Origin of the sequence: Nocardioides pymetrozini (genome assembly GCF_046058985.1) — a bacterium.
Classification (GTDB): Bacteria; Actinomycetota; Actinomycetes; order Propionibacteriales; family Nocardioidaceae; genus Nocardioides.
The window spans coordinates 141,471-167,388 of record NZ_CP175557.1 but is presented as its reverse complement, the minus strand read 5'-3'; the positions used below and the strand labels follow the sequence as shown (position 1 = coordinate 167,388).

At 69.5% G+C, this 25,918-nt stretch carries 22 protein-coding genes and 5 pseudogenes; 8 read left to right on the top strand and 19 right to left on the bottom strand.

The genetic code is table 11. The features are described from left to right. Nucleotides 1-227: 227 nt before the first annotated feature. The 5 genes and pseudogenes from ACJ5H2_RS22460 (at nt 228) to ACJ5H2_RS22440 (ending at nt 5,942) form a co-directional block, all read left to right on the top strand. Entirely contained in the window at nt 228-1,241 is a 1,014-nt protein-coding gene (locus ACJ5H2_RS22460; RefSeq protein WP_408899682.1) for a tyrosine-type recombinase/integrase, read from the top strand. Further along, nucleotides 1,238-3,082: a hypothetical protein gene (locus ACJ5H2_RS22455; protein WP_408899681.1), complete on the top strand. Its 1,845-nt coding sequence runs from the start codon at nt 1,238-1,240 to the stop codon at nt 3,080-3,082. The genes ACJ5H2_RS22460 and ACJ5H2_RS22455 overlap by 4 nt, the downstream gene beginning before the upstream one ends. Before the next feature lie 379 nt (nt 3,083-3,461). Beyond that, a pseudogene (locus tag ACJ5H2_RS22450) lies at nt 3,462-4,339 on the top strand (transposase); the annotation flags it as partial. 418 nt (nt 4,340-4,757) lie between these two features. Next, nucleotides 4,758-5,280: pseudogene (locus ACJ5H2_RS22445) on the top strand (helix-turn-helix domain-containing protein); the annotation flags it as partial. 41 nt (nt 5,281-5,321) lie between these two features. After that, nucleotides 5,322-5,942, top strand: a complete 621-nt coding sequence (locus tag ACJ5H2_RS22440; protein ID WP_408899680.1) for an enoyl-CoA hydratase/isomerase family protein — start codon at nt 5,322-5,324, stop codon at nt 5,940-5,942. A 32-nt stretch (nt 5,943-5,974) separates the two neighbouring features. On the opposite strand, the gene ACJ5H2_RS22435 is transcribed toward ACJ5H2_RS22440, so the two are convergent. From ACJ5H2_RS22435 to ACJ5H2_RS22415, 5 genes and pseudogenes are all read right to left on the bottom strand, one after another. Continuing rightward, on the bottom strand, nt 5,975-6,928 hold the full coding sequence (locus ACJ5H2_RS22435; RefSeq protein ID WP_408899679.1) for a helix-turn-helix domain-containing protein: 954 nt from the start codon (nt 6,926-6,928) through the stop codon (nt 5,975-5,977). Between the two features lie 421 nt (nt 6,929-7,349). Then, nucleotides 7,350-8,016: pseudogene (locus ACJ5H2_RS22430) on the bottom strand (IS630 family transposase); the annotation flags it as partial. 7 nt (nt 8,017-8,023) lie between these two features. Beyond that, nucleotides 8,024-9,070, bottom strand: a pseudogene (locus ACJ5H2_RS22425) (Mu transposase domain-containing protein); the annotation flags it as partial. Continuing rightward, a pseudogene (locus ACJ5H2_RS22420) lies at nt 9,060-9,362 on the bottom strand (phenylacetate--CoA ligase); the annotation flags it as partial. The pseudogenes ACJ5H2_RS22420 and ACJ5H2_RS22425, both read right to left, overlap by 11 nt. A gap of 52 nt (nt 9,363-9,414) precedes the next feature. Then, nucleotides 9,415-10,203 (bottom strand): enoyl-CoA hydratase/isomerase family protein, encoded by a 789-nt coding sequence (locus ACJ5H2_RS22415; protein ID WP_408899678.1) that lies wholly within the window; start codon nt 10,201-10,203, stop codon nt 9,415-9,417. Between the two features lie 104 nt (nt 10,204-10,307). On the opposite strand from ACJ5H2_RS22415, the gene ACJ5H2_RS22410 reads away from it, so the two are divergent. Then, nucleotides 10,308-10,919 carry a TetR/AcrR family transcriptional regulator gene (locus tag ACJ5H2_RS22410; protein ID WP_408899927.1) on the top strand — a complete coding sequence of 204 codons (612 nt, stop codon included), beginning with the start codon at nt 10,308-10,310 and terminating at the stop codon, nt 10,917-10,919. On the opposite strand, the gene paaI is transcribed toward ACJ5H2_RS22410, so the two are convergent. Genes paaI through paaA form a run of 9 tightly spaced genes read right to left on the bottom strand, consistent with a single transcriptional unit; the run spans nt 10,903 to nt 17,927 of the window. Then, nucleotides 10,903-11,331, bottom strand: a complete 429-nt coding sequence (paaI, locus tag ACJ5H2_RS22405; RefSeq protein ID WP_408899926.1) for a hydroxyphenylacetyl-CoA thioesterase PaaI — start codon at nt 11,329-11,331, stop codon at nt 10,903-10,905. The genes ACJ5H2_RS22410 and paaI overlap by 17 nt on opposite strands. Next, nucleotides 11,325-12,110, bottom strand: a complete 786-nt coding sequence (locus tag ACJ5H2_RS22400; RefSeq protein ID WP_408899936.1) for a 3-hydroxyacyl-CoA dehydrogenase family protein — start codon at nt 12,108-12,110, stop codon at nt 11,325-11,327. Before ACJ5H2_RS22400 ends, paaI begins: the two co-directional genes overlap by 7 nt. Nucleotides 12,111-12,151: 41 nt before the next feature. After that, entirely contained in the window at nt 12,152-12,907 is a 756-nt protein-coding gene (locus ACJ5H2_RS22395; RefSeq protein WP_408899925.1) for an enoyl-CoA hydratase/isomerase family protein, read from the bottom strand. Further along, a complete protein-coding gene (locus tag ACJ5H2_RS22390; RefSeq protein WP_408899924.1) occupies nt 12,904-14,082 on the bottom strand; it encodes a thiolase family protein in 1,179 nt (392 codons plus the stop codon). The genes ACJ5H2_RS22395 and ACJ5H2_RS22390 overlap by 4 nt, the downstream gene beginning before the upstream one ends. A 17-nt stretch (nt 14,083-14,099) precedes the next feature. Further along, the gene (gene paaE / locus ACJ5H2_RS22385; protein ID WP_408899923.1) at nt 14,100-15,182 is read right to left on the bottom strand and encodes a 1,2-phenylacetyl-CoA epoxidase subunit PaaE; all 1,083 of its coding nucleotides are present in this window, start codon (nt 15,180-15,182) and stop codon (nt 14,100-14,102) included. Nucleotides 15,183-15,186: 4 nt separating this feature from the next. After that, nucleotides 15,187-15,696, bottom strand: a complete 510-nt coding sequence (paaD, locus tag ACJ5H2_RS22380) for a 1,2-phenylacetyl-CoA epoxidase subunit PaaD (protein WP_408899922.1) — start codon at nt 15,694-15,696, stop codon at nt 15,187-15,189. Next, the gene (gene paaC / locus ACJ5H2_RS22375) at nt 15,693-16,658 is read right to left on the bottom strand and encodes a 1,2-phenylacetyl-CoA epoxidase subunit PaaC (RefSeq protein ID WP_408899921.1); all 966 of its coding nucleotides are present in this window, start codon (nt 16,656-16,658) and stop codon (nt 15,693-15,695) included. The genes paaD and paaC overlap by 4 nt, the downstream gene beginning before the upstream one ends. A 7-nt stretch (nt 16,659-16,665) precedes the next feature. Next, on the bottom strand, nt 16,666-16,959 hold the full coding sequence (gene paaB / locus ACJ5H2_RS22370) for a 1,2-phenylacetyl-CoA epoxidase subunit PaaB (protein WP_408899920.1): 294 nt from the start codon (nt 16,957-16,959) through the stop codon (nt 16,666-16,668). Continuing rightward, nucleotides 16,956-17,927: a 1,2-phenylacetyl-CoA epoxidase subunit PaaA gene (gene paaA / locus ACJ5H2_RS22365; protein ID WP_408899919.1), complete on the bottom strand. Its 972-nt coding sequence runs from the start codon at nt 17,925-17,927 to the stop codon at nt 16,956-16,958. The genes paaB and paaA overlap by 4 nt, the downstream gene beginning before the upstream one ends. A 117-nt stretch (nt 17,928-18,044) precedes the next feature. On the opposite strand from paaA, the gene paaZ reads away from it, so the two are divergent. Together paaZ and ACJ5H2_RS22355 are read left to right on the top strand one after the other, a co-directional pair. Further along, entirely contained in the window at nt 18,045-20,072 is a 2,028-nt protein-coding gene (paaZ, locus tag ACJ5H2_RS22360; protein ID WP_408899918.1) for a phenylacetic acid degradation bifunctional protein PaaZ, read from the top strand. 134 nt (nt 20,073-20,206) lie between these two features. Beyond that, entirely contained in the window at nt 20,207-20,392 is a 186-nt protein-coding gene (locus ACJ5H2_RS22355) for an EthD domain-containing protein (protein WP_408899917.1), read from the top strand. 63 nt (nt 20,393-20,455) lie between these two features. On the opposite strand, the gene ACJ5H2_RS22350 is transcribed toward ACJ5H2_RS22355, so the two are convergent. The 5 genes from ACJ5H2_RS22350 to pdhA form a co-directional block, all read right to left on the bottom strand. Further along, nucleotides 20,456-20,839 (bottom strand): hypothetical protein, encoded by a 384-nt coding sequence (locus tag ACJ5H2_RS22350; protein WP_408899916.1) that lies wholly within the window; start codon nt 20,837-20,839, stop codon nt 20,456-20,458. Nucleotides 20,840-20,962: 123 nt separating this feature from the next. After that, nucleotides 20,963-22,354 (bottom strand): dihydrolipoyl dehydrogenase, encoded by a 1,392-nt coding sequence (lpdA, locus tag ACJ5H2_RS22345; RefSeq protein ID WP_408899915.1) that lies wholly within the window; start codon nt 22,352-22,354, stop codon nt 20,963-20,965. Next, nucleotides 22,354-23,718 (bottom strand): dihydrolipoamide acetyltransferase family protein, encoded by a 1,365-nt coding sequence (locus ACJ5H2_RS22340; RefSeq protein ID WP_408899914.1) that lies wholly within the window; start codon nt 23,716-23,718, stop codon nt 22,354-22,356. The genes lpdA and ACJ5H2_RS22340 overlap by 1 nt, the downstream gene beginning before the upstream one ends. After that, nucleotides 23,718-24,719, bottom strand: coding sequence for an alpha-ketoacid dehydrogenase subunit beta (locus ACJ5H2_RS22335; protein WP_408899913.1), 1,002 nt, complete (start codon nt 24,717-24,719; stop codon nt 23,718-23,720). The genes ACJ5H2_RS22340 and ACJ5H2_RS22335 overlap by 1 nt, the downstream gene beginning before the upstream one ends. Further along, on the bottom strand, nt 24,719-25,810 hold the full coding sequence (gene pdhA / locus ACJ5H2_RS22330) for a pyruvate dehydrogenase (acetyl-transferring) E1 component subunit alpha (protein WP_408899912.1): 1,092 nt from the start codon (nt 25,808-25,810) through the stop codon (nt 24,719-24,721). Before pdhA ends, ACJ5H2_RS22335 begins: the two co-directional genes overlap by 1 nt. Between the last annotated feature and the right edge of the window lie 108 nt (nt 25,811-25,918).

Sequence of the window (25,918 nt, the reverse complement as noted above, 5' to 3'; positions counted from 1 at the left end):
AGCCACGGAGTCTGCGCGAGCTGGTGGTGCCGCTGGTGGGGTCGCTTGAGGCGACCGACGATGTGTTCGCGCCCTTCGGCTGGTGGACGAGGGGGGCGTTGCGGTTCGCCCGGTAGCGGCGTTCTTCGCCGAGTTGACCGCGTGTGGCAGGCCGGCGACGACACAGCGTTCGTACGGGATGGATCTGCTGCGCTGGTTCCGGTTTGTGTGGGCGCTCGGGGTGGAGTGTGTCGGCCACGCGGGTCGAGGCGCGCGACTTCATCCGGTGGCTGCAGGCGACGGTCAAGCCGACACGGCCGCATTGGCGCTATCCCGAGGGTGGCGCGCCAGGGACAGATGCCGCACCGCCGGTGGCCAAGGCGAATGCGGTGACCGGCAACCGGTCTCGCGGCGTCCGGTACGAGGCGGCCACGGTGGCGCATTGCGAGAGGGTCCTGCGCGGCTTCTACGACTTCCACCTCGAGGCAGGCAGCGGGCCGATGCGCAACCCCTTCCCGCTGGCGCGGCACGCCCGCGCTGGACGTGCGGGGGCGCATCGCAACCCGATGGAGCCGTTCGCCGCGGAGCGTCGTGGCCGGTATCGGCCGAAGGTGGTCGAGCGGGCGCCGCGGAGCATCCCCGACGAGCGGTTCGACGCGTTGTTCGCACAGCTGGGATCGCACCGGGATCGGGCGCTGGTTTCGTTCTGGGTCTCGACCGGGGCACGGGCCAGCGAACTATTGGGGGCCAGCGCTGGCGAGGTCGATCCGGGCCAACAGCTGCTCACGGTGATCCGCAACGGCACCCGGGCGCTGCAGGCGTTGCCGGCCGCGCCGGATGCGTTCGTGTGGCTGCGGCTCTACCAGGCACAGCTGTCGGGTTTGGTGCCGACCGGCCGCGACGAGCCGCTGTGGTGGACGCTGCGCCGGCCGTTTCGCCCGCTGGGCTACGACGCGGCCCGGGCGATGTTCGCCCGCGCCAACGCCGCGCTGGGGTCGAACTGGTCGCTGCACGACCTTCGTCATACCGCGGCCTATCGGATGTCGCGAGATCCGCAGATGCCGTTGACCGACGTGCAGTGGGTTCTGGGCCACGCGCACCTGTCGACCACCCAGCGGTATCTGAACCCGGTTGCCGAGGACGTGATCGCCGAGGTGCTGGCCTTCCACGCCCGGCAACGCGACCGTGACGCGGCCCCACCTCCCGCAGCGGCGTATCGCGCCGAGAGCCTGCGGGTCCTGTTCGGCGAGGAGGAGTCGTGACCGCCGGCAGCAGCACCCAGGTTGACGCCCCGCTGGACATGAAGGTGGACACCGGACCGGGCGGCGCAGACCCGGTGGTGGCCGGTGAGCTGGTCACGGTGGTGGCCAAGCCGACGGGGAGCCAGCTGCTGGCCGCGTTCCCACCCCGTCGGATCGAGGCGTCCTGGCCGGCGACCGAGGAGACCCGGTCGGCGGTGCTGGCCCGCGTGCTGGCCGCGCCGTTCACCCTGGACAACCGGCTCAGCCAGCAGACCCGTCGGACCGGAGTGCTGTCGGTGCTGAGCTGGTTGCAGACCCACCCCGGTGAGAGCTGGCAACAACGCTGGCAGGCCAGCGGCGCGGAGAACCAGTCCGACTGGCGCACGATCGTCACCGTCACGGCCGCGGGTCGATCCCGATCGCAGGTTGCGGTGGGCAGGCAGCTGCCGCACCTGAGCCCCGGCCTGCTGGTGCTGATCTGCGCCGACGTGATCCGGCCCAGCCTGGCCTGGCTGCTGCGCTTCGCCCCGGCACGCCGCGGCCTGGCCACCGAGATGGCCCGCACCCGCGATCGGGAGACGTTCGCCGCGCTCGAGCAGTTCTGCAGCCAGGGCCGAGTCGGGTTGCAGACCGGGCAGCAGGCCCTGACCCGCGTCGGGGTGATCATGGCTTCCAAGGGCGGCTCGGTCGCCGCGGTGCGCGTCGGCGACTGTGTAGAACTCCTCCAGGCTGCCGCCGAACTGCGTGCCACCGCTGGTTCGGAGGCGCATGCGCATAGTCCGCTGTTCTACCAACTGCTGCGCCGTCACGGCGTGCTCGGCCAGGACGCTCCGGCCGCGATCGAGATGTTCTCCGGCCGAGGGCAGCCGACCTGCGAGCAGCTCATCGACCGCTACAAGATCACCTGCCGTCCGGTGCGGGACCTGCTGGTGGACTACCTGCGCGAACGGCAGCCGTCGGTGGACTTCTCCTCCCTTCAACGCTTCGCCTACCTGCTCGGCAAGCTGTTCTGGGCCGACCTGGAGGCTCACCATCCCGGCATCGACTCCCTCCAGCTGCCCCGCGACGTCGCGACCGCCTGGAAGCAGCGGGTGATGACCCGCACCCGCACCACCACAGGGTCGGATGGCGAGCCGGTCACCGTGACCTCGGCCCGGTTGGATGGGCGCAGCGTGTTGTCCGCGGTCCGTGCGTTCTACCTCGATATCGCTGAATGGGCCGACGACGACCCGGGCCGGTGGGGACCGTGGGCGGTGCGCTGCCCGGTCAGCGCCAGCAACGTCTCCCACAAGAAGGACCGCTCCCAACGCAAGTCCCGGATGGACCAACGCACCCGAGAACGGCTCCCGGTGCTGCCGGCACTCCTCACCTGGGTCCAGGCCGAACGCGACCGAACCGCCGACCTGCTCGCCGCCGCCGAGGCCAGCGCGCCCGGCGAGGTCTTCACCGCCTCGGGTCAGACGCTGCGTCGGACGGTGATGAGCACGCCGACCACTGGACGGGTCTGGGTCGAGCCAGCCGACGGCGGAGGACGCCGGGACCTGAGCTTCGAGGAACATCGGGGCTTTTGGACCTGGGCGACGGTGGAGGTGCTGCGCCACACCGGTATCCGGATCGAGGAGCTGACCGAGCTGTCCCATCACGGCCTGATCCAGTATCGGCTGCCCGGGACCGGCGAGCTGATCCCGCTGCTGCAGATCGCACCGTCGAAGACCCTATCCCGACGAAGTGATCAACGCCCATCGCGCGTTCATCACCCGACGCCGCGAGCTACGTCCCGGCGAGGTATACCGCACCCCCACCGACGAGGAATGGGCCGAGTTCATCGGTCACTTCGAACGCCGCAAGGTCTCAGTCGGTGACTGCGGTCGCTCCTACGACACGCCCTGCATCCACGAGCACAGCTGCCTACGCTGCCCCCTGCTCAGGCCAGACCCGATCGCCCGGGACCGGCTTGTGCAGATCCGCGACAACCTCATCATCCGCGACAACCTCATCACCCGCATCGCCGAAGCATAGTCACATCGCTGGCTCGGCGAAGCCGAAGAGCTCAAAGTCAGCCTCGCCGGTGCTCGAGACAAACTCACCCAGATGGACCAGATCAGCGCCCGCCGCGCCCAGAGCGTCCACCTCGGCATTCCCACCTTCACCGACACCGCCAGTCGCACCAGCACGAGCCAACCAACGTGAAACCAGGCCGCGCCGATCATCCGACGACCCGGCATCCGATAGTTCGGAGAAGACATGAAAGACGCCATCCATCTCGCGCGGTTGCTGCGGCTTGACGAGATCACCTCGGTAGCGATCCCGACCGTGGATCAGGAGGCCGCCCGTGACCTGGTGCGTGCCCGGGAGGACTGTCGCGCCGATCTGATGCGCGCCCGCCCGGCACCGGCTGTCGAAACTGCTGCTGCGGCACGGGATCGTCTACTACGGCGGCAACGCCTGGACCGGCAAACACGACATCTGGCTGCGGCACGATGCGTCCCGCAACTGACCGCGCGGCCGACCCGGCTGACCTTCGACAACGACTACGAGGCGGTGCTCGCGGGGAAGGCGCGCCGGGATCGGCTCGATGCCGCGATCGAGGGGCCGCAGATTTGGAGTTCACCCCGGTCGTGCGACGGCTGGGATGTCTGCGCGGGGTCAGCACCCTGACCGGGTTCGGGCTCGCCGTCAAGATCGGCGACTGGCACCGGTTCACCGGCAGCTCGATCGGCACCTTCGTCGGCCTCACCCCAACCGAGCACTCCTCAGGTGAGTCCAAGACCCGCGGGTCGATCACCAAGACCGGCAACGGCCATGCCTGCCGGCGCCTGGTCGAAGCAGCCTGGCACCACCGCGCCCGCTACCGGGTCGGCAAGACCATGGGCGACCGCTGGGACCTTGCCCCCGCAGCGGCACGGGTCCGCGGCGACGAAGGCAACCGGCGGCTGCACCGGAGGTGGGTGAAGTTCGTCGATCGCCGCAAGACCCACAACGTCGCGAACGTGGCCATCGCCCGTGAGCTGACCGGCTGGTGCTGGTCGCTAGCCGTCATGGAAGTAGCACCCCTCGATCTGCTTCGTCGCAAACCACACCTGGTGGCAGCGCGTGGAGCGACCCGCGATACACCATGAGCAGCCCGACCACCGCAACGATGGCCGGACGACGCTCCTCCCTAGACACGCGTTCAGCGCTCCAGCCGAAACCCCGTCCTGCGGTAACCAACCCGCGAATATCAGTCTGATGCGATGAAGGAGCGGGGCCTCGCTCCTCGTGCGTCCCCTATATCGACGCGCCAGCAAGGACGTCGAGGGGCAACAAGAATGCCGGCCAACACTCTTGACCGGCCCCGCTCCTTCAGGGATGGATGACCCGCGCGTCGCGAGACGCGCTCGCCGAGGCAAGGACATCGACGAAGCACAGGCGCCCGTCCCGCAATTACCGGGGACGGGCGCCTCGCCATGCAGGAGGTCGCTACATATCAGTTGTTCTAACTACGGACGTTAGGTACGGCGGGTCGACTGGACCATGACGAAGACCTCCGGGTGAGGTGTGGAGCTACCACACCCCACTCGCCATCACGGAGGTCTTCGTGTCCCACGCTACGCCATCCTCACTCCGGCCGGACGACTGCGTCTGGCCACGCTGATCGTCGACGGACGCGGGTCCTACGCCCGGGCAGCACAAACGGTTCTCAGTCAGCATCACCACCGCACGGCGTTAGGCGATGCGCTACCGCGAGCTCGGCAAGGCGGGGATGGTCGACCAGTCCTCCCGACCGCACCGGTCCCCGAACCAGCTGCCACAGCGGACCGAGCGTCGGATCGTGAAACTACGAGTGACCCGACGCTGGGGCCCGGCCCGGATCGCCTAAACCTCGGCCTGAACCCCTCGACCGTCGGTCAGGTCCTACGCCGCGCGGCTGCCCACGACTGAAGTGGGCCGACCCCGCCACCGGCGCCCGGATCAAGACCTCCTCGCGCGAGAGAACCGCTACGAACACGCCGCGGTCGGCGACCTGATCCACGTCGACCTTAAGAAGCTCGGCAAGATCCCCGACGGCGGCGGCGGGCGATCGACGCGGGCACAGTCGCCAGCCTCCACCAGGTCTGTGCCGTGCTGGAGTCCGATCCCGTGCCGGCGATGGTCACCGGCGGCACCGAGGTCTTCGCCGCCGGCGCCGACATCGGCCAGCTGCGCGATCGCACCAGCACCGACGCGCTCGCCGGCATCAACTCGGGAATCTTCGACAGGATCGCGAAGCTTCCGATGCCAACGGTGGCGGCGATCGCCGGACACGCGCTGGGCGGTGGCGCCGAGCTTGCCTACGCGTGCGACTTCCGGGTCGGCACCCCGACGACGACCATCGGGAACCCCGAGGGGCGCCTTGGCATTCTCGCCGCTGCCGGGGCCGCCTGGCGCCTGCGGGAGCTCGTCGGCGAGGTGCTCGCGAAGGAGATCCTTCTCCTCGGCCGCATCCTGACCGCCCAAGAAGCGACCGAGGTCCGACTGCTGAACGAGATCGTCGAGGCAGATCAGTTGCTGCCCGCTGCCGATGCGATCATCGACCAGATCCACAGGTCGGCGCCGCTCGCGGTGCGGCTGACCAAGCTCGCGCTCCACGTCCCCCGCGACGCGCACCCGGTCTTCGACAACGTCGCGCAGGCGGTGTTGTTCGAGACGCCGGAGAAGCACGAGCGGATGACCGCCTTCCTCGACCGCAAGTCTCGTTTCTGACGACCTCAGCTCGCCGGCCGCACTCGCGCGCGTCACTGACCCAGCGCCGACCGGCGGTAGGCGCCCGGCGTCGTGCCGAATCGCGCGCGAAACGCGCGGTTGAAGTGGGCAGCATCGGCGTATCCCAGTCGATTCGCGATCGCCATCGTCGACCGGCCGCGTTGGAGCGGATCGGCCAGCGCGGTGCGAATCGCTTCCAGTCGCAGGCTCCGGGCCATCTCCATCACCGACTGCGGCTCGTCGTGGAACAACCGATGGAGGGAGCGTGGCGACATCGTGTGTGCGGCCGCGACGCTGTTGTGGGAGAGGTCGAGGTCGGTGAGATGCGCCCGCACGTAGGCACCGACCCGAGCGCGGAGGGTGTCGTCGGACCCGATGGTGCTTCCTTCGCTGACGATGCTCGCGAGCAACTCAAGGCTAGCTTCGCCGAGGTGAGCCGCGGCCGCGGTGACATCAGCATCCACGTCGCGTTGTGCGGTTAGCGAGCTGACCAGGAGATAGGCAAGAACCGAACCTGGCGCATGGTGTGTCTCCCAGGGATGCGACATCGCCCTGGTCAGGGACGCCTTCGGCAGACCCAGAGCATGCCGAGGGAGGGTCATCACAGCGCACGACCAGGCACCCTCCAAACGCAGGTCGTAGGGGCGCCCGGTGTCATAGAGCGCCAGCTGGCCCGGTTTAAGGACGACCTCCACGTCGCCTTGACGCACCACCGCGCGGCCCGCCCGCAGGATAGATATCTTGAACGGATCGTCCTCGGCCGTGATGATCGAGCGCTGAGTTCGACGTACGACCTGGGGGGATCCTGAGACATGGAACGCCGTGGCCCTGCCCAAACGGACCGAGGAGATCTTGCCGTCGAGACAGTCCGCCGAAACGTCAAGATGTCCGTCGACGTAGTCGGCGCGCAACCCGCCGAAGGCGTGGCCCAGTCGGGCCCTCCATTGATCGGTGCGCATGGCGCGTCGATCCATCTCGGTTGCCATCGGTTCGCAGGCCTCCTCTCGCGTCACTGGCGCGTTGCGCATAGAACGACGGCGCCGAAAGTCAACACAGCGCTGACGAACTAGGCGAGGGTTGTCGCGCACTAGTTCGAACTACGCCGAACCAGGTCTTCGAGTCCTTGATGCGCGGCGGGGACTTTTCGGTCCAAGGCACGGTCGATGCGCGGTCCTTACTCGTCATCGATTGTGAGTCCTTTCCATCGGTTGCTTATGCGAGGACGTTGCCGAGGCGGCAGCCCAGAACGCAATGCCAGTTCGCGCTAAGGTACCATGCTATGACACAGACGACTATCTGTATTGGTGCAATTGGTCGTACCTAACGGCTATCTCGACGGTCTCGCAGGCTAGGGGCTGTACCGGTCTTGCTACCGCCGGGTGCGCCCGCGGAGACGGTTGTTCTTTCCTAGTGAACTGGATTCGAGATCCGCTGCATTAGTCGTCCGAGGCTGCCGAGGATCTGGTCGGCGGTCTTGGTCCACACGAAGACCTTGGGGTCTTCGTTCCATGGGTTGACCCAGTTGCGGATGTCGGCTTCGAGGGCTTGGACGCTGGGGTGGTCGGAGCGGCGGAGCAGATCGGCGGTGACGTAGCCGAAGAACCGCTCGACCAGGTTCAGCCAGGAAGAGTAGGTCGGGGTGAAGTGCAGGTGCACCCGCGGGTGGGCTTGAGCCAGGTCTTGATGATCGGGTGCTTGCGGGTGCCGTAGTTGTCGCAGATCAGGTGGATCTCCAGCCCGTCGGGGACCTCGGTGTCGATCTTGGTCAGGAACTTCTTGAAGTCGATCGCACGGTGTTTGCTGTGCAGGCTGGTGATCACGGTGCCGTGGGCGATGTTCATCGCCGCGGACAAGGTCGTGGTGCCGTGCCGGGGGTAGTCATGGTGCGGCGCTCGGGCATGCCGGGCATCATCGGCAACGCCGGCTGGGAGCGCTGCAACGCCTGCATCTGGGACTCCTCGTCCACGCACAGCACGACCGCCGCCTCGGGCGGGTTCAAGTAGAGCCCGACGACGTCGTAGAGCTCGTCGGTGAACAAAGGGTCGGTGGACAGCTTGAAGTGGTCGACCCCGTGCTTCGTGCTGGGCGTCGAGCCGCTGGGACACGGTGACCTGGGCGCGGGCCAGCTCGGGTGGGACGGAGTAGAGGTTCCCACGCCACGCGACCAGCGCGTGGGCCGACACGGTCGGTTCCTCGCTGACCGTCGCGGGGAACGGCGCAGCCGGCACCGGCGCCAGCGGCTCTGGTTCAGCGAGCGTGAGCACGCTGGCTCGGCCGTCGACACCCGAAGGCCGCAGCCGGGGGTCGCCACGGACTTCGCAGAACCGGTCCAGCGAGGCTTGGGCTTCCTCGACGGTCACGTCGTCGGGCAAGGTGCGCCACCAGCGTTGCGCCGTGGTGTGGTTGGACCTCTCCACCACGCCCTTGCGGTTGCCGCGCCGGGGCGGGCAGATCGCGACCTGCACGCCGTAGTGCTTGGCGACCGCCGAGAACGTCGCGGTCACCTTCCCCGACTCGGGGTGACAGGCCGTGGTCATCCGGTCGAAGCGCCACTTCTTCGTCAGCCCGCCCAGCTTGCGCGTGGTCTTGTCCAGGGCGTCGATGAGCTGGGCCTGATCCTCAGCCGGAGCGAGAGTGCCGCGCCATCGACCGGAGTGGGCCAGGGCACCGACCAGCAGGTGCGCGTTCTTCCCCCACCCTCAATGAGCGGGCGGGTCGGGCAGCTCGAGCCAGTCCCACTGGGTCTCCTCACCCGCCGGATGATCGATCGGGCCATTCGCCCGACCCTTCGTCGCCGAGCACGGCTTGCAATGCGGCCGCAGGCCCCTTGTGCGGATCTGGCGGGTGAACGTCGAATACGACCGGTCGTACCCGAGCCCGACGACCTCGTCGAACAACGTCATCGCCCACAGATGCGGATCCTCCCTCAGCGGTTCGCGGACGTAGTCCACGAACGGCTCGTACGGGATCATCCCCAGCCGGCTTGCGTTCCCCGGCGACCCGGCCGCCGGCGAGGTAGGCGGGAATGGTCTTCCGGTCGCGGCCCAGATGCCGGGCGATCGCGGAGATCGTCCAGCCTGCCGGTGCAACGCGTGAGCGTCGATGTCTTCCTCCCGTGAGGTCGCCACGGGTGTAGCCCACGACCGTCGGCTTGCCGGTGGTCCCGGACGATGCGTGGACCCGGACGACCTGCTCCCGCGGCACAGCGAACATGCCGAACGGGTAGTGCTCGCGCAGCGTCGCCTTGGTCGTGAACGGCAGGCGCGCGAGGTCCTCGAGCGTGCGGATGTCATCGGGGTGGACCTCAGCGGCCTCGAACGCCGTGCGGTAGTGCTCGACGTTGTCGAACGCGTGGCGCACCGACCACTGCAGCCGCTGCAGCTGCAGCGCCCTCAGCTCGTCGACGGACGCCTTCTCGATCGGCTCGAGGCCGCGGTCGGGGGAATCGGGGAGGGCAACGCTCGTCCTTTCCTCAGCGGCCGACGAAGACCGGCCCGTCCTTGCTGAGGAACGCCTGCACAGCGCCGGCGTGGTCGTGGGTGGAACCCGCCCGGGTCTGGCCGGCGGACTCGGCGGCGAGGGTCTCCTCGAGGCTGCGGGTCCAGCTCTCGGCGAGCAGCCGCTTGCTCTCGGCGTACGCCGCCGTCGGCCCCGCGGCGAGCCGCTCGGCCAGCCTCGTCGCGGCGAGCAGGGAGACCCCGGGATCGGAGACGTCGGCGTCGACGCCCCACTCGACCGCCTGGGCCGCGGTGAAGGTCTCCGCGAGCAACACCAGGCGACGCGCGCGCGATTCCCCCACGGCTCGCGGCAGGGTGTGCGCCAGCCCGGAGTCGCAGGTCAACCCGATCGAGCTGAAGGCGGTCGCGAGCACGGCGTCGGACGCGATGACGCGGAGATCGCAGGCCAGCGCGAAGCCGAGCCCGGCCCCGACGCAGTTTCCCTCGACGGCGGCGACGACCGGCTTCGGCATCGTGGCGAGGCAACGGACGATCGGCGCGTAGTGCTCGGCGACCGTCGCGAAGGCGCTCTCCGCGCCGCCGGCCGCGAGCGCGTCGGCGTGCTCCTTGAGGTCCTGGCCGGCACAGAAGTGCTCCCCCGCGCCGGTGAGGACCACCGCACGAACGGCGGGATCGGCGGCGACGCCGGCGAGGGCGTCGCGCAGAGCGACCTTGACCTCGGCGTTCAGGGAGTTGCGCCGCTCAGGGCGATTGATCGTGACCGTCGCGACGGCCTCTCGACGCTCGATGAGCACCGGTTCCATGACCACCTCTTCCATTTCCTGACCTTTCGGTCAGTATTACAGACATCGCGCGGCTCGGCCAGACCCTCCCGAGCCGTCCCCCAGCCGTATGGGAGCCTGCTCGCATGACCACGCCCGACCCGTCCGCGCGGCGGCGGGGTCGCCCCGGCTACGACCAGGCGACCGTGCTCAGGCGCGCGATCGACCTCTTCAACCGGCAGGGGTACGACGCCACGTCGATGGGGGACCTGGCGGCCGAGCTGGGCTTCACGAAGTCGGCGATCTACCACCACGTCCCGAGCAAGACGCATCTCCTCAAGGAGGCGCTGGACGAGGCGCTCGACAACCTCACCGAGGTGCTCGACCGCGCCGAGGCGGGCGGCTCGGGGTCGGCGTACCAACGCTTGCGCGGGGCCGTCCGCGACTCGATCGAGGTCCTCGTCGAGCACCTGCCGGCCGTCACGCTGCTGCTGCGGGTGCGCGGCAACGGCGAGGTCGAGCAGGAGGCGCTGCGGCGCCGCCGCGTCATCGACGATCGGCTCGCGGCGCTGGTGCAGGCCGCGGTCGCCGAGGGCGTCGTCCGGGACGACCTCGACCCGTACCTCATCAGCCGGCTCCTCTTCGGCATGGTCAACTCGTTGGTGGAGTGGGTCCGCCCCGACGGCCGGTACGACGCCCACCAGCTCGCCGAGGCGGTCGCGACCGCGGCCTTCGACGGCCTCACTCGTCGCGGCTGATCGGCCGCCCGAGCGACCGACTGCGGCCGCGGAACTCGGCGACCACCGCGTCACCGCGACGGACGGTGACGTCGTAGATGCCGGATCGTCCTCGGCGGGCGCGCTCGACGGCGGTCGCGACCAGCTCGTCACCGAGGCGGCCGGTCTCGAGGAACTCGACCTCGAAGCCCGCGGCCACGGTCACCTCGCCATAGCTGTTGCAGGCGTAGGCGAAGGCGCTGTCGGCGAGTGTGGCGATCAGGCCGCCGTGGGCGATGTCGTGGCCGTTGACCATGTCGGGCCGGACCACCATGGCCAGCTCGGCGCGGCCCGGGCCGACCGAGCGCAGCTCGATGCCGAGCGACTTCACGGCCGTGTCGGTCGACCACATCGTCTCCGCCGAGCGGCGGGCGACCTCCTCGGCGCTCACCATGGGTAGAAGCCCTGCCCGCTCTTGCGACCGAACTCACCGGCCGCGACCTTGTCACGCAGGATCGCCGGTGGCTCGAACCGTGGGCCGAGTTCGCGCGCGAGATGCTCGGCGATGTTGAGCCGAACGTCGAGACCGACGATGTCGGTGGTCCGGAGGGGTCCGACCGGATGGCGGTAGCCTAGCGTCATGGCGGTGTCGATGTCCTCGGTGGTCGCGACACCCTCCTCGAGCATGCGCATCGCCTCGAGGGCCAGCATGACGCCGAGTCGACTCGAGGCGAATCCGGGTGAGTCGGTGACGGTGATGCCGGTCTTGCCCAGGTCGGCGACCCAGGCCTGCGCCCGCTCGACGAGCGCCGGGTCGGTCTGAGAGCCGACGACGATCTCCACGAGGGCACTGGCGGGGACCGGGTTGAAGAAGTGCAGTCCGATGAGTCGAGGCGGTTCGACAAGGGACGCGGCCAGGGCGTCGATCGAGAGGGAGCTGGTGTTGGTGCCGATGCTGGCATCGGGGGCACACTTCTCGATGCTCGCCAGAACCTCGGCCTTGAGGTCGGGCAGCTCAGGAACCGCCTCGATGACGAGACGGGCGGGCCCGAGCGCAGCGGCGTCCGTCGTGACGCTGAGCGATCCGACGTCACCGACCGGTCCGCGCTCGGCGGCCTTGGCGAGGCTCGCGCTCACTCGATCACGTGCGGCGGCCGCGGCCTCCGGCGAGCTCTCCACGACGGTCACGTCCGAACCGCACACCAAGAAGGCGTGGGCGATGCCGGCTCCCATCCGGCCGCCGCCGTACACGCCGACGATCTTCGGCAGGCTGTTCACTTCTTCTCCTTGGTAGAGCCAGTCCGGCGCTCGAGGAACGCCGTCATCCGGTGGTGCTTGTCGGCGGTCTCGAACAGCACCGCCTGCGCGACGTCGTCGATGAGCGGGTGCGCCTCGCGCGGCGCGTGGAAGACGGACTTCGCCAGCCGGACGGCCAACGGTGCCTGTTGCGCGATCCGGTCGGCCCAACGCTGCCCGGCGGCGTCGAGCTCGTCGGGCTCGACCACCTCGTTGAGCAGCCGTACGCCGAGCGCCTCGTGCGCATCCAGCAAGCGTCCGGTGAGCAGCAGCTCCTTGGCCAGCGGCTCGCCGACGAGGTCCTTGAGCCGCCACGTCGCCCCGGCGGCGGCGAGGATGCCGAGCCCGGCCTCGGGGTTCCCGAGCTTGACCCGCGGCGTGCCGATCCGGAAGTCGCAGGCGTAGGCCAGTTCGGCGCCGCCGCCGAGGGCGTAGCCGTCGACCAGGCCGATCGTCGGCATCGGCAACTGACGGATGCGGTCGAAGATGCCGGAGTTGATCCCCCGGAGCGCGTCGTCGCGACGTCGTTCGCGCAGCTGGCCGATGTCGGCTCCGGCCGCGAAGACGCCGTCGGAGCCGGCGATGAGGGCGACCCTCGGCGACCGCTCGAGCTCCGCGCACGCGGCGTGCAGGAGGTCGACGACCTCCTGGTCGATCGCGTTCTTGGCCTCGGGCCGGTTGAGTCGGAGGACGACGCGGTCCTCCGCCTCCTCGATGAGCAGGGGTGTGGTCACGGACGCTCCAGGAGCAGCGCCGCGCCCTGGCCGACGCCCACGCACATCGTGGCCAGACCGCGCTGTCCGTCGCCGCGTTCGAGGCGGCCGAGGAGCGTGAGCACGATGCGGGTTCCGGAGGCGCCGAGCGGGTGGCCGAGGGCGATCGCCCCGCCGTCGGCGTTGACGATGTCGAGGTCGAGCCCCAGGTCGCGGATGCAGGCGATCGACTGCGAGGCGAACGCCTCGTTGAGCTCGACCGCGTCGAGGTCGCCCACGGCCCAGCCCGCGCGGGCCAGCGCCTTCTGCGTCGCTGGGACGGGCCCGATGCCCATGATCTCGGGAGGCACGCCGGCGCTGGCCGACGCGACGATCCGGGCGCGGGGGGTGAGGCCGTGCTGCTCGACGAACCGCTCGCTGGCGACCACCACCGCGGCCGCGCCGTCGTTGAGGGAGCTGGAGTTGCCTGCGGTCACGACCCCGTCCGGTCCGTTGACCGGCGTGAGCCTGGCGAGCCGCTCCAGGCTGGTGTCGGCGCGCGGGCCCTCGTCGATGAACACCTCGCCGTCGCCTGCGGGAACAGCGACGATCTCGTCGGTGAACCGGCCGTTCTTGATCGCGTCGAGGGCACGCTGGTGGGAGCGAAGCGCGAAGGCGTCCAGCTCGTCGCGGCCGATCGACCACCGCTCGGCGACACGCTCGGCCGTCTGCGGCATCGACAGTGTGGTGTCGGCGTCGAAGCGGGGGTTGGTGAAGCGCCACCCGATCGAGGTGTCGAAGGCCTCCCCCGGCTTGGCCCAGGCTCGCGCCGGCTTTGACTGGACCCACGGCGCGCGGGTCATCGACTCGACGCCGCCGGCCACGACGAGGTCGGCGTCCCCGGCGGCGATCATCTGGCGAGCCGTGGCGATCGCCGTCAGCCCGGAGGCGCAGAGCCGGTTGACGGTGAAGCCGGGCACGGTCTCGGGGAGCCCGGCGAGCAGGGCGGCCATCCGGGCGACGTTGCGGTTGTCCTCGCCGGCCTGGTTGGCGGCTCCCAGGACGACCTCGTCGATCAGCGACGGGTCGACTCCGGCCCGGCGTACGGCCTCACCCACGACGAGGGCCGCGAGGTCGTCGGGGCGCACGTGGGCGAGCGCGCCGCCGTAGCGGCCGATCGGCGTCCGCGCGCCGGTGAGGATGAAGGTCTCGGTCATCTCGCTCCTGGGGATGGTCAGGCGTCGAAGTCGATGGTGAGGGCGTCACTGACGGGATAGGTCTGACAGGTGAGCACGAAGCCGGCGTCGACCTCGGCCTTCTCGAGCGCGTAGTTGCGGACCATGTCGACCTCGCCGGTCACGTGGGCGCGGCAGGTGCCGCACACCCCGCCCTTGCACGCGAACGGCAGGTCGCTGCGGGTCTCCTGCGCGGAGTCGAGGATGCTGCGGTTGCGCGGCATGGGCGTGGTGGTGCTGCGCCCGTCGAGGACCACCGTGACGTCGCTGGTGACGCCGTCGAGAGTGGCGTCCTCGTGGCGGAGCTGCGGCGGCGGCTCGTCGACGAAGAACAGCTCGAAGTGCACGCGCTCCGACGGTACGCTGAGCTGGTCGAGCACGCGGCGCGCGTCCTCGATCATGGCGAGCGGGCCGCAGAGCCAGACGTGGTCGACCTGCTCGAGCGGCACGAGCAGGGTGAGGATCGTCCGCAGCCGGTCGGCATCGAGTCGGCCGGAGAAGAGCTCGACGTCGCGCGGCTCGCGCGAGAGCACGTGCACGAGGTCGAAAGTCGCAGCATGGCTGTTCTTCAGGTCGGCGAGCTCCTCGGCGAACATCACCGTGTTGGTGCTCCGATTGCCGTAGAGCAGCGTCGCGGTGCTCTCGGGGTTGCTCAGCACCGTCGAGACGATCGACAGCATGGGCGTGATCCCCGACCCGGCGGCGATGCACAGGTGCCGGCCGGCCTCGGCCGCACTGGCCCGGAAGTTGCCCGAGGGCGCCTGGACCTCGATCGTGTCGCCCGGGCGGACTTGATGGATGAGCCACGAGGAGAAGAGCCCGCCGGGGATCTCGCGCACGCCGATCCGCGGCGCCGCGCCCGCCGGAGCGCAGATCGAGTACGTACGCCGATGCTCGATCCCCCCGATCACGCGCCGCAGCGTCAGCGACTGGCCGGCGTCGAACGCGAAGGTCTCACGCAGTTCGGGCGGCACGTCGAACGTGACGGCCGCCGCGTCGTCGGTGAGCCGCTCGACCGAGGCGACGGTCAGGGCATGGAAGTCGGTCGCGGCGCGCGAGCGAGGCGTCATGGTCTGGGTCACGGGGTCAGATCTCCTTGACGTGGTCGAAGGGCTCGAGGCAGGTGCGGCAGCGGTAGTGCGCCTTGCAGGCGGTCGAGCCGAACTCCGACGAGAGGTCCACGTCGGTCGAGCCGCACCGGGGGCACGCGACCCGGCGGCGTACCGGACCGAGGGTGAGCGGCACCGGACCGCGGCGGACGGGCGCGGGCCCCGGGGGCGAGATGCCCGCCTGCGCCAGCGCAGCGCGCCCGTGAGGGCTGATCCAGTCGGTGGTCCAGGCCGGATGGAGCGCGACCCGGACCCTGACCTCCTCGAACCCGGCCTCCATCAGCCGGTGGATCACGTCGTCGCGCATCGTCGCCATCGCCGGGCAGCCGCTGTAGGTGGGCGTGATCGCCACCTCCACGCGGCCGGTCTCGTCGATCTCGACCTCCCGGAGCACGCCGAGGTCGGCGAGGGTGAGCATGGGCAGCTCGGGATCGGTGACCTCGGCCGCGACCGTGCGCGCTCGCTCGAGCAGCTCTGCCCTGGTCACCAGGTCCCCCTCGGGTGGGCGCGGGCGACGACCTGCATCTCGGCGAGCATCCGGCTCAACGCCTCGGTGTGGAGGCCGTCGCGGCCGGTGCGCCTCTGGATGCCAGCCAGCGGCGGCCGATCCGGTCGGGTCACGTCCGCGACGGCGAACACCTGCTCGAGGACGACGTCGGCCTCTTCGGCCACGGACGCCGGATCGACGCCGACGCCCGCCTCGGCGACCTGAGTCTCGATCGGGTGCGGCGTGAAGAGCTCTGGCCACAGCGGCATCAGCCCCTCGAGGGCGACGGCCAGTCTCCGGCGGGACTCCTCCGTCCCTTGCGCGAGCGTCACGAACCAGCGGCCCGCGAAGTCACGGTGGTAGGCGAGCTCCTTGACGCCCTTGGCAGCCACGGCGGCAAGCACGGCGTCGCGGCTGCGCGCGAGTCCCTCGAACAGCGCAAGTCGCCAGGTGGAGAAGAGCAGGATCCGGGCGACCGCCTCCGCGAAGTCGCCGTTCGGGACCTCGGCCAGCCGGACGTTGCGGAACTCGCCGGCCTCACGGAAGAACGCCAGGGCGTCCTCGGCCGGCACCGGGGAGCCCTCGGGGAGGGTCGGCACAACAGCAGGATCGGCGGCTGCGGCCCGGGCGAGCAGCAGCCTGGCCTGGCCGAGCAGGTCCAGCGCGATGTTGGCCAGGGCGATGTCCTCCTCGAGGTCCGGCGCGTTGCTGCACCATTCCGCGAGGCGCTGGGACAACACCAGTGCGTCGTCGCCGAGCATCAGGCAGTACGTCGCGAGCGCCCGGGCGTCCACGCCGTCCGGCACGGTCGTGTCGACGCCCGCCAGCGGGTCCTCGAAGTCGGTGCCGAACGCCCAGTGGGAGTCGTTGACCAGCAGGCCGTCGTAGGCGCTCTCATGGTCGTCGGGCACGTGTGTGTGAATCACGGGCGGGTTCACGGATGAATGCGTCGGCTGGGTCATGTCGTCCTCACATGTGCGGCACGTCGGCCGGGATGTCGTAGAACGTCGGGTGCCGGTAGACCTTGTCGCCGGCCGGCGCGAACAGCGGGTCCTTCTCGTCGGGGCTCGACGCGGTGATGTCTGAGGAGCGGACCACCCAGATCGAGACACCCTCGTTGCGGCGTGTGTAGACGTCGCGCGCATGGCGCAGCGCCATCTGGTCGTCGGCGGCGTGGAGCGAGCCGACGTGGACGTGGTTGAGCCCGCGCTTGCCGCGCACGAACACCTCGTAGAGCGGCCACTCGGCCTTGACGCCGGTCATCGGACCTCCTCGTTGTCGCCGCGGTTCTGCGCACGCCCGACGGACTCGGCGTAGGCGATCGCGGCCTCACGGACCCAGGCGCCGTCGTCGTAGGCCCTCCTGCGGTGGGCCAGGCGCTGTGCGTTGCAGGGGCCGTTGCCCTTGACGACCTGCCAGAACTCCTCCCAGTCGGGCTGGCCGAAGTCGTAGTGCCCACGCTGCTCGTTCCAGCGCAGCTGCGGGTCCGGGAACGTGACGCCGAGCGCTTCCGCCTGCGGCACGCTCATGTCGACGAACCGCTGGCGCAGCTCGTCGTTGGTGTGGCGTTTGATGCCCCACGTCATCGACTGCTCGGTGTTGGGCGAGTCGGCGTCGGGCGGGCCGAACATCATCAGCGCAGGCCACCAGAACCGGTCGACGGACTCCTGCACCATCGCCCGCTGCTCGTCAGTCCCCCGCATCATCGTCGACAGCAGCTCGTAGCCCTGGCGCTGGTGGAAGGACTCCTCCTTGCAGATGCGGATCATCGCCCGGCCGTAGGGTCCGTAGGACGTCCGGCACAACGGCACCTGGTTGCAGATCGCCGCACCGTCGACCAGCCAGCCGATCGTCCCCACGTCGGCGTAGGTGAGGGTGGGGTAGTTGAAGATCGAGGAGTACTTCTGCGCTCCGCTCATCAGCTTCAAGGTGAGCTCCTCGCGGGAGACGCCGAGCGTCTCGGTGGCGGAGTAGAGGTACAGACCGTGACCGGCCTCGTCCTGGACCTTGGCGAGCAGGATCGCCTTGCGGCGGAGGGAGGGCGCGCGGCTGATCCAGTTGCCCTCCGGCTGCATCCCGATGATCTCGCTGTGGGCGTGCTGGGCGATCTGCCGCACCAGCGTCCGGCGGTAATCGTCGGGCATCCAGTCACGAGGCTCGATGCGGTCGTTGTGAGCGATGGTGGCGTCGAACGACGACTGCAGAGCGGCCTCGTCTGCAAGCGCTGTCATTCCGGTCCTCCGACTTCTGAGAGGTATTTACTGACCGAACGGTCTGTAATAGCCTTGCACATCGGACGCAGGCCTGGCAATGGCTCGCGCAACGGACAGTGCAACGAGAGGACAGACGTGAGCGAGATGCTGGAGAGCTACGCATCGGGGGCCTGGTACCGCGCCTCCGCCGAGGGCGAGCCGCTGCTCGACGCCGTGACCGGCGAGGAGGTCGCGCGCATCTCCAGCCGTGGCCTCGACCTCGCCGCGATGGTCGACCATGCCCGCACCGTGGGCGGCCCTGCCATCCGGGAGCTCACCTTCCACGAGAGGGCCGGACTGCTCAAGCAGCTGGCCAAGCAGCTGTCCGAGGACAAGGACGAGCTCTACGCCCTCTCCGCGCGCACCGGCGCGACCAGACGCGACTCGATGGTCGACATCGACGGCGCCTTCGGCACGCTCTTCTCCTACGCCTCCAAGGGCGCCCGCGAGCTGCCCAACGACACCATCGTCCTCGACGGCCCACCCGAACCGCTCGGGCGCGGCGGCACGTTCCTCGGGCAGCACGTCTACGCCTCACGTCCCGGCGTGGCGGTCCAGATCAACGCCTTCAACTTCCCCGTGTGGGGCATGCTCGAGAAGCTCGCACCGGCGTTCCTGGCCGGACTCCCCTCGATCGTCAAGCCGGCCAGCCAGACGGCGTACCTCACCGAGGCGGTGGTCCGCCGCATCGTCGACTCCGGGATCCTCCCGGAGGGCTCGCTGCAGCTGCTGTGCGGCAGCGCCGGGACGCTGCTCGACCACCTCGGCGTGCAGGACTCCGTCGCCTTCACCGGCTCCGCGCACACCGCCGGCATCCTGCGCACGCACCCGTCGGTGGTCCACGGCGGCCTGCAGCTCGGAGTCGAGGCCGACTCCCTCAACTGCTCGATCCTCGGCCCCGACGTCACCGTCGACGACCCCGAGTTCGACCTCTTCGTCAAGGGCGTCGTCACCGAGATGACGGTCAAGGCCGGCCAGAAGTGCACCGCCATCCGCCGCACCATCGTGCCGACCGCCATCGCCGACCAGGTCGTCGAGGCCATCGCCGCGCGGCTGGCGAAGACGACCGTCGGCAATCCCGCCGACGACTCCGTCCGGATGGGCGCGCTCGCCTCCCTCGCCCAGCGCGAGGAGGTACGCAAGGCGATCGAGGCGCTGCGCTCCTCCGCGGACATCGTCTACGGCGACCCCGACCGAGTCGAGGTCGTCGGCGCCGACCCCGAGCGCGGCGCCTTCGTCTCCCCCGTGCTGCTGCGCGCCCGGCCCGGCGCCGTGGAGCCACACGACGTCGAGCCGTTCGGCCCGGTCTCGACGGTGCTCACCTACGACACGCTCGACGAGGCGATCGCCCTGGCCGCCCGCGGCCGCGGGAGCCTGGTCGGCTCACTGGTCACCCACGACCCGGGGGTCGCCCGCGCGGTCACTCTCGGCCTCGCGCCCTGGCACGGCCGCCTGCTCGTGCTCGACCGCGACGACGCCGGTGAGTCCACCGGCCACGGCTCTCCGCTGCCGGTGCTCGTGCACGGCGGGCCTGGCCGCGCGGGCGGAGGCGAGGAGCTCGGCGGCATCCGGGGGGTCCTCCACCACATGCAGCGCACCGCCGTGCAGGGCTCCCCCGACATGCTCACCGCGATCACCGGCCGCTGGACCGTCGGCTCACGACGGACGATCACCGACGTCCACCCGTTCCGCAAGAACCTCGCCGAGCTGAGCATCGGGGACACGGCGGAGAGCGCCGCACGGACCGTCACGCTCGACGACATCGAGCACTTCGCCGAGTTCACCGGCGACACGTTCTACGCCCACACCGACCCCGAGGCCGCCGCGAGGAACCCGCTCTTCGGGGGCATCGTGGCCCACGGCTACCTCGTCGTGTCGCTGGCCGCCGGTCTCTTCGTCGAGCCCAACCCGGGGCCGGTGCTCGCCAACTTCGGCGTCGACAACCTGCGCTTCCTGACCCCGGTCAAGGCCGGTGACACGATCCGGGTGCAGCTCACGGTCAAGCAGATCACGCCGCGCACCTCCGCCGACTACGGCGAGGTCCGCTGGGATGCGGTCGTGACGAATCAGGACGACGCTCCGGTGGCGACCTACGACGTTCTCACGCTCGTGGCGAAGAGGTAGGGGCCTGACGTGCACCGCATCACGATCGCGTACGGCGCTCCGGCCGATCCGGCCGATCCGGCCGCGTTCGACCAGCGCTACCAGGACAGCACGTCCCCCTCGTCCGCAGGCTGCCCGGTCTCGCGAGGTTCACCTTGAGTCACCCGCGTGGACTGGGCGGCGACGCGCCGTACCTCGTCGCCGAACTCTGGTTCGACGGGCCCGACGTGATGAAGGCAGCGATGAAGTCCCCCGAGATGGCCGAGACGGCTGCGCATGCCAAGGGATTCGCGGTCGCGTCGATGTCGATGTTCACCGGCGAGGTCCACGCGGTTTCGTGACGCGCACGGCATGCGGGCGGATCGTCACGACGGTCCGCCCGCTGAGGTCTTCCGGTCCGATCGCTACGGACAGCAATGGTGGGGCAGGAGGCTGGCCGCAACTCCCAGCGTCACCGAATCAACCTGCGAGACCGCAACCGTCTCGATTCCGAATACCTCCAACAGCGCCAGTTCCACCTCGCCCAGTTCCGCGTGCGGCGACTCTGCGCGGATGGATCCGACCGACGCGCGGTCGAAAGCCAATCCGAGATAGCCGTACACCTCCTCGAGGACGTGTTGCAGCCGGATGTCGTCGCCGCCGGTGACGAGCGTGCTGAACAGCCACGCCTTGGGCAGCACGCGCTGGGCGGTGCCGACCAACTTGGCGACGCCCCGAGCGTTCACGCTGTGCACATCGGGGCAGTACTCGCCCGGGACGGCGCCGACCCGGGCGTCGATGCCGAACACGATCGCACCCCGCGACGATGCCTGATGGGCCTCGAGTGGACCGGTCGGCGCAGAGCTTCCGAAGCCCACATCGCCCGTCTGCCAGCGAGCTCGGGCGCCATTCCGTTCACTGACCGAACAGTCTCAGCCGTGGGCGTGCAACGGCTTCCCGGCTAGGGCCAAGAATGCCTCGCCGAGGGCCTCGTTCTGAGTCGGATGCGCGTGCAGAAGCGGCGCTACGTCGGCAGGCATCGCCTCCCACGCCGTCGCCAGCTGCGCTTCCCCGATCAGCTCACCAGCACGGGCGCCCACGACGTGGATGCCGATGACGGGCCCGTCTACCTGCTGGACCAGCTTGACCATGCCTCGGGTCTGCAGGATCTGGCTCTTGCCGTTGCCGGCCAGGTCGTAGCTGAGGACCCGGACGGCGTTGTCCCCGTGCCGCTCGCGTGCCGCCGCCTCGCTGAGGCCGACGGACGCAACCTCAGGTTCACAGTAGGTGACACGCGGCATGAGCTCGTCCCGGACCGGAATGGGCGCGAGGCCCGCGATCTCCTCCGCGATGAAGATGCCGTGTGCGAAGCCGCGGTGGGCCAGTTGCAGACCGGCGACGATGTCACCGACGGCGTAGATCCCCGGCACGGTGGTGCGCAACCGCTCGTCGACAACGACACAGCCCCGATCTATCGCGATCCCGTTCTCCTCGTATCCGAGTCCGTCGGTGACCGGCGCACGGCCGACCGCGACAAGCAGGATCTCGGCCTCGAGCGGATCCCCTGTCTCCAGGTGCACGCGGACACCGGAGTCGGTGGTCTCGACCTTGCTGACCGGCGTACCGGTGGACATGCCGATACCACGCAGGCGGAACGCTCGGGCCACGGCTGAGGCGATGGCCTCATCCTCACCGGCCAAGATCCTCGGCAGCGCCTCGACGATGGTGACCTCGGCGCCGAAGGAGCGCCAGACGCTGGCGAACTCCGAGCCGATCACTCCTCCGCCGAGGACGATGACCGACTCGGGCACCCGGTCGAGGTTGAGGGCGTGGTCGGAGGTGAGTACGCGGACGCCGTCGACCTCCACGCCCGGGAGGCTGCGCGTGCGGGATCCGGTCGCGAGCACCAGGTGCTTGCCGGCCCAGCGTTCGCCGTTGACCTCGACCTCTCGCGGCCCGACGACCTTGCCGGCGCCCCTGATGACCTGGATGCCCCGGGCTTTCACGAGTCCGACAAGCCCGGTGTGGAGCTTCTTCACGACACCGGCCTTGTACTGGAGCATCTTGGGAACGTCGATCCCGGTCAGCGTGGCACCGATTCCGAATCGCTCGGCGTCACGGACCGCGTCGGCGACCTCGGCGGCGTGCAGCAGGGCCTTGGTGGGGATGCAACCGGCATGGAGGCAGGTACCTCCCAGCTCACCCTTCTCGATGAGGACCACGCTGAGACCGAGTTGCGCGGCGCGCAGGGCACAGGAGTATCCGGCCGAGCCGCCACCAAGGATCAGTACGTCGGCCTGGTTGCGTGTCGCAGCGCTGACCATCACATCCTCGCAATCGCGGAGGCAGGGTCCTCGATCGCGTCGGCCACGGTGCGCATGAAGCCGGCCGCGTTGCCGCCGTCACAGACGCGGTGGTCGAAGACGAAGGACATCTGGGTGATCTTGCGAGCCAGGATCTGGCCGCCTACGACCCACGGGCGGTCGATGATCCGGCCGAACCCGAGGATCGCGACCTGCGGGTGGTTGATGATGGCTGCGCTGCCGTCGACCCGGAAGCTGCCGTAGTTGTTCAGTGTGAAGGTGCCCGACGCGAGCTCTTCAGCGGTGACCTTCCCGAGCCTGGCCCGTTCAGTCACATCCCGGATGCCCGCGTCAAGCTCGTAGGTCTTCAGCGCTCCCGCGTTCGCGATGGCCGGCACCACGAGGCCGCGCTCACCTTGGACGGCGATTCCCAGGTTGATCTGGTCGAGCTCGACGATCTCGTCACGCTCGGTGTCCAGACGGGAGTTGAGCACCGGGTACTGCTGCAGGCCGGCTACGACGAAGCGGGCGATGTAGGCCAGCAGCCCCGGGCCGGGGTCGGTGGCCGTGCGCACGCTGGCACGCAGCTCCACGAGAGCGGTCGCGTCGACGTCGACCCACACCGTCGCCTCGGGGATCTCCGACCGGCTACGGCTCAGAGCCGTGGAGACGGCCTTCCGGAACCCGTTGAGCGGGACGCGCCGCTCCCCGACACCGGTCGACGCTGGCGCGGCAGCTCCTGCCGGTTCGAGCGTCGGTCCCGATCTTTCGCTTCGGGAGATCGCGTCCTCCACGTCGGCGCGCATGATCAGGCCCCCCGGGCCGGTCGGCTTCAGTGCGCGCAGGTCCACCCCATGGTCGGCGGCCAGCCTGCGGACCAATGGCGAGACGACGAGGACAGGACCCGCCGGAGCCGCGGCAGCCTCCGGAGCGGCACGAGAAGCATCAGCGGCGGGTGTCGGCGCGGGGGCTGCGGTGGCTGCCGTGGCAGCGCTCTTGGGTCGGCGCCGTCGCCCTGAGCCGCCGTGCCCGGAGGTGCCGTAGCCGATGAGCACATTCCCAGAACCAGCCTGTTCCTCCTCGCGGTAGCGCTCAGCATCGCGGGTCGTATCCTCACTAGAGAGGGCGGCCGTGCTCGACCCGACGGTGATCAGCGGCTTGCCGACCTCAACTGTCTCTCCTTCTGCCGCGTGGAGTGTGAGCACCACCCCGGCGTACGGGGAGGGGACCTCGACGACCGACTTGGCGGTCTCAACCTCAACGATGGTCTCGTCGATGGCGACCTGTTCGCCCTCGGTGACGAACCAGCGCACGATCTCGGCCTCAGTCAGGCCTTCCCCGAGATCGGGAAGGAGGAAGGTCCTCCCGGTAGCGGTATGCGTCATCAGTCCTCCCACTGAAGCTCGTCGACGGCGTCGAGGATCCGGTCCACCGACGGCAGCTGGAAGTGCTCGAGCTTGGGCGGGGCGAACGGAATGTCGAAGCCCGTGACCCGCCGCACGGGGGCAGCCAGGAAGTGGAAGCAGTTCTCGCTGACCCGGGCGGCGATCTCCGCGGCGACCGACGCGAACCCGCTTGCCTCGGCGATGACGACGGCACGGCCCGTGGAGCGGACTGCGGCGAAGACCGTCTCGTCGTCGAAGGGCACGATCGAGCGCACGTCGACGACCTGCAGGCTCCGGCCGTCGCGCGCTGCGGCCTCGGCAGCCTCCAGGGCAGTGGGCACCGAGGTTCCGTAGGCGATCAAGGTGGCGTCGGTGCCGCCCCGACGCACAACGGCTTGTCCGATTCCAGGCTGTGTCCCGGCGCCGAGGGCGACTTCGTCCTTGGCCCAGTAGAGCTTCTTCGGCTCCAGAAACACGACCGGGTCGGACGAGGCGATCGCTTCGCGAAGCAGGGCGTAGGCGTCGGCCGGTGTGGAGGGCGCGAGCACGTGCAGACCCGGCGTGTGGGCGTAGTAGGCCTCGGAGGAGTCGCAGTGGTGCTCGACGCCGCCGATGCCCCCGGCGTACGGGATCCGAATGACGATCGGGACGCTGACCTTGCCGCGTGTCCGGTTACGAAGCTTGGCGACATGGCTGACGACCTGCTCAAAGGCCGGGTAGGCGAATGCGTCGAACTGCATCTCGACGACGGGGCGCATGCCGTTCATGGCCAGTCCCACGGCGAAGCCCATGATGCCGGACTCGGCCAGCGGGGTGTCGAAGCAGCGGTCCTCGCCGAACTCACGGGTCAGACCGTCGGTGACCCGGAACACACCGCCGAGCGGGCCGACGTCCTCACCGAACATCAGCACGGTGGGGTCCTCGGCCATGGCGTCGCGCAGGGCTCGGTTGATGGCCTGCGCCATCGTGAGCTTCTCGTGCCCCACGGTTGTGGCGCTCATCAGGAGGTCTCCTCTCGGCTGAGCTCGTCGAGGACGACGTCGAGCTGGGCGCGCAGCTGGGGGGTGGGCTCGGCGAACACGTACCGGAAGAGGTCTTCGGGGTTCGGCTCGATGTCTTCGTTCAGCGCCTCGCGGGTGCGCTGGGCGAGCTCCTCAGCGGCTTCGGTGAAGGCGGCCATCGTGGTGTCGTCCAGCGCGTCGATCGAGCGCAGGTAGGTCTCCAGGCGGGTGAGCGGGTCCTTGGCCTCCCACTCCTTCACCTCGGCGTCCTCGCGGTAGCGGGTGGCGTCGTCGGCGTTGGTATGGGCCTGCATCCGGTAGGTGTGTGCCTCGACGAACTGCGGCCCCTCGCCGGCGCGGGCGCGGGCTACGGCCTTGCCGAGCACCTCCAGCAGTGCAGCGGCGTCATTCCCGTCGACCTGCTCCCCCGGCATGCCGTAGCCGACGGCCTTGTGAGCAAGCGTGGGGGCGACGGTCTGGCGGGCAAGTGGCACGGAGATGGCGTACTTGTTGTTCTGGACGAAGAAGACGACCGGCGCACCGAACACCGCGGCGAAGTTCATCGCCTCGTGGAAGTCACCTTCGCTGGTCGCACCGTCACCGCACAACGCCATGACAACGGTGTCTTCGCCGCGCAGCTTGGCGGCGTGTGCGACCCCGACGGCGTGCAGCAGCTGGGTGGCCAGCGGGGTGGCCTGTGGGGCGACGTTGCGCGCATACGGGTCGTAGCCGGAGTGCCAGTCGCCCTTGAGCAGGGTGAGGACCTCGACGGGGTCGACGCCACGGGCGACGACGGCCGCGGTGTCGCGGTAGGTCGGGAAGAGCCAGTCGCCCCCATCGAGGACCTGGGCGGCGGCGACCTGGCATGCCTCCTGCCCGTGGGAGGACGGGTAGACCGCCAGACGACCCTGGCGGACGAGGGCATAGGCCTGCTCGTTGAGGCGGCGGGCTGAGATCAGACCTCCGAGGGCGCGTAGTAACGCGTCGGGCTCGGGCAACGTATAGGCGTCAGAGGGGACGGCCTCGCCGGTGGCGTCGATGAGCGTCACCGGAGCCTCCGACGGCAGCAGGTGGTCTGGATCAGATGTCATGGCGAGATCCTCACTTAGGTTGCCATTCGTTTCCATACCGCTGACCGATCAGAGACAATGTGCACTACTCATGGCAATCAAGCGACTGATCGTCCATTTCTCTAGCAG

Bases quoted from the DNA above. Each gene is read 5' to 3' on its own strand.
- ACJ5H2_RS22435 (WP_408899679.1), bottom strand. From the start codon at position 6,928: ATGGCAACCGAGATGGATCGACGCGCCATGCGCACCGATCAATGGAGG.
- ACJ5H2_RS22415 (WP_408899678.1), bottom strand. From the start codon at position 10,203: ATGGAACCGGTGCTCATCGAGCGTCGAGAGGCCGTCGCGACGGTCACG.
- ACJ5H2_RS22410 (WP_408899927.1), top strand. From the start codon at position 10,308: ATGACCACGCCCGACCCGTCCGCGCGGCGGCGGGGTCGCCCCGGCTAC.
- paaI (WP_408899926.1), bottom strand. From the start codon at position 11,331: ATGGTGAGCGCCGAGGAGGTCGCCCGCCGCTCGGCGGAGACGATGTGG.
- ACJ5H2_RS22400 (WP_408899936.1), bottom strand. From the start codon at position 12,110: ATGGGAGCCGGCATCGCCCACGCCTTCTTGGTGTGCGGTTCGGACGTG.
- ACJ5H2_RS22390 (WP_408899924.1), bottom strand. From the start codon at position 14,082: ATGACCGAGACCTTCATCCTCACCGGCGCGCGGACGCCGATCGGCCGC.
- paaC (WP_408899921.1), bottom strand. From the start codon at position 16,658: ATGACCCAGCCGACGCATTCATCCGTGAACCCGCCCGTGATTCACACA.
- paaB (WP_408899920.1), bottom strand. From the start codon at position 16,959: ATGACCGGCGTCAAGGCCGAGTGGCCGCTCTACGAGGTGTTCGTGCGC.
- paaA (WP_408899919.1), bottom strand. From the start codon at position 17,927: ATGACAGCGCTTGCAGACGAGGCCGCTCTGCAGTCGTCGTTCGACGCC.
- lpdA (WP_408899915.1), bottom strand. From the start codon at position 22,354: ATGGTCAGCGCTGCGACACGCAACCAGGCCGACGTACTGATCCTTGGT.
- ACJ5H2_RS22340 (WP_408899914.1), bottom strand. From the start codon at position 23,718: ATGACGCATACCGCTACCGGGAGGACCTTCCTCCTTCCCGATCTCGGG.
- ACJ5H2_RS22335 (WP_408899913.1), bottom strand. From the start codon at position 24,719: ATGAGCGCCACAACCGTGGGGCACGAGAAGCTCACGATGGCGCAGGCC.
- pdhA (WP_408899912.1), bottom strand. From the start codon at position 25,810: ATGACATCTGATCCAGACCACCTGCTGCCGTCGGAGGCTCCGGTGACG.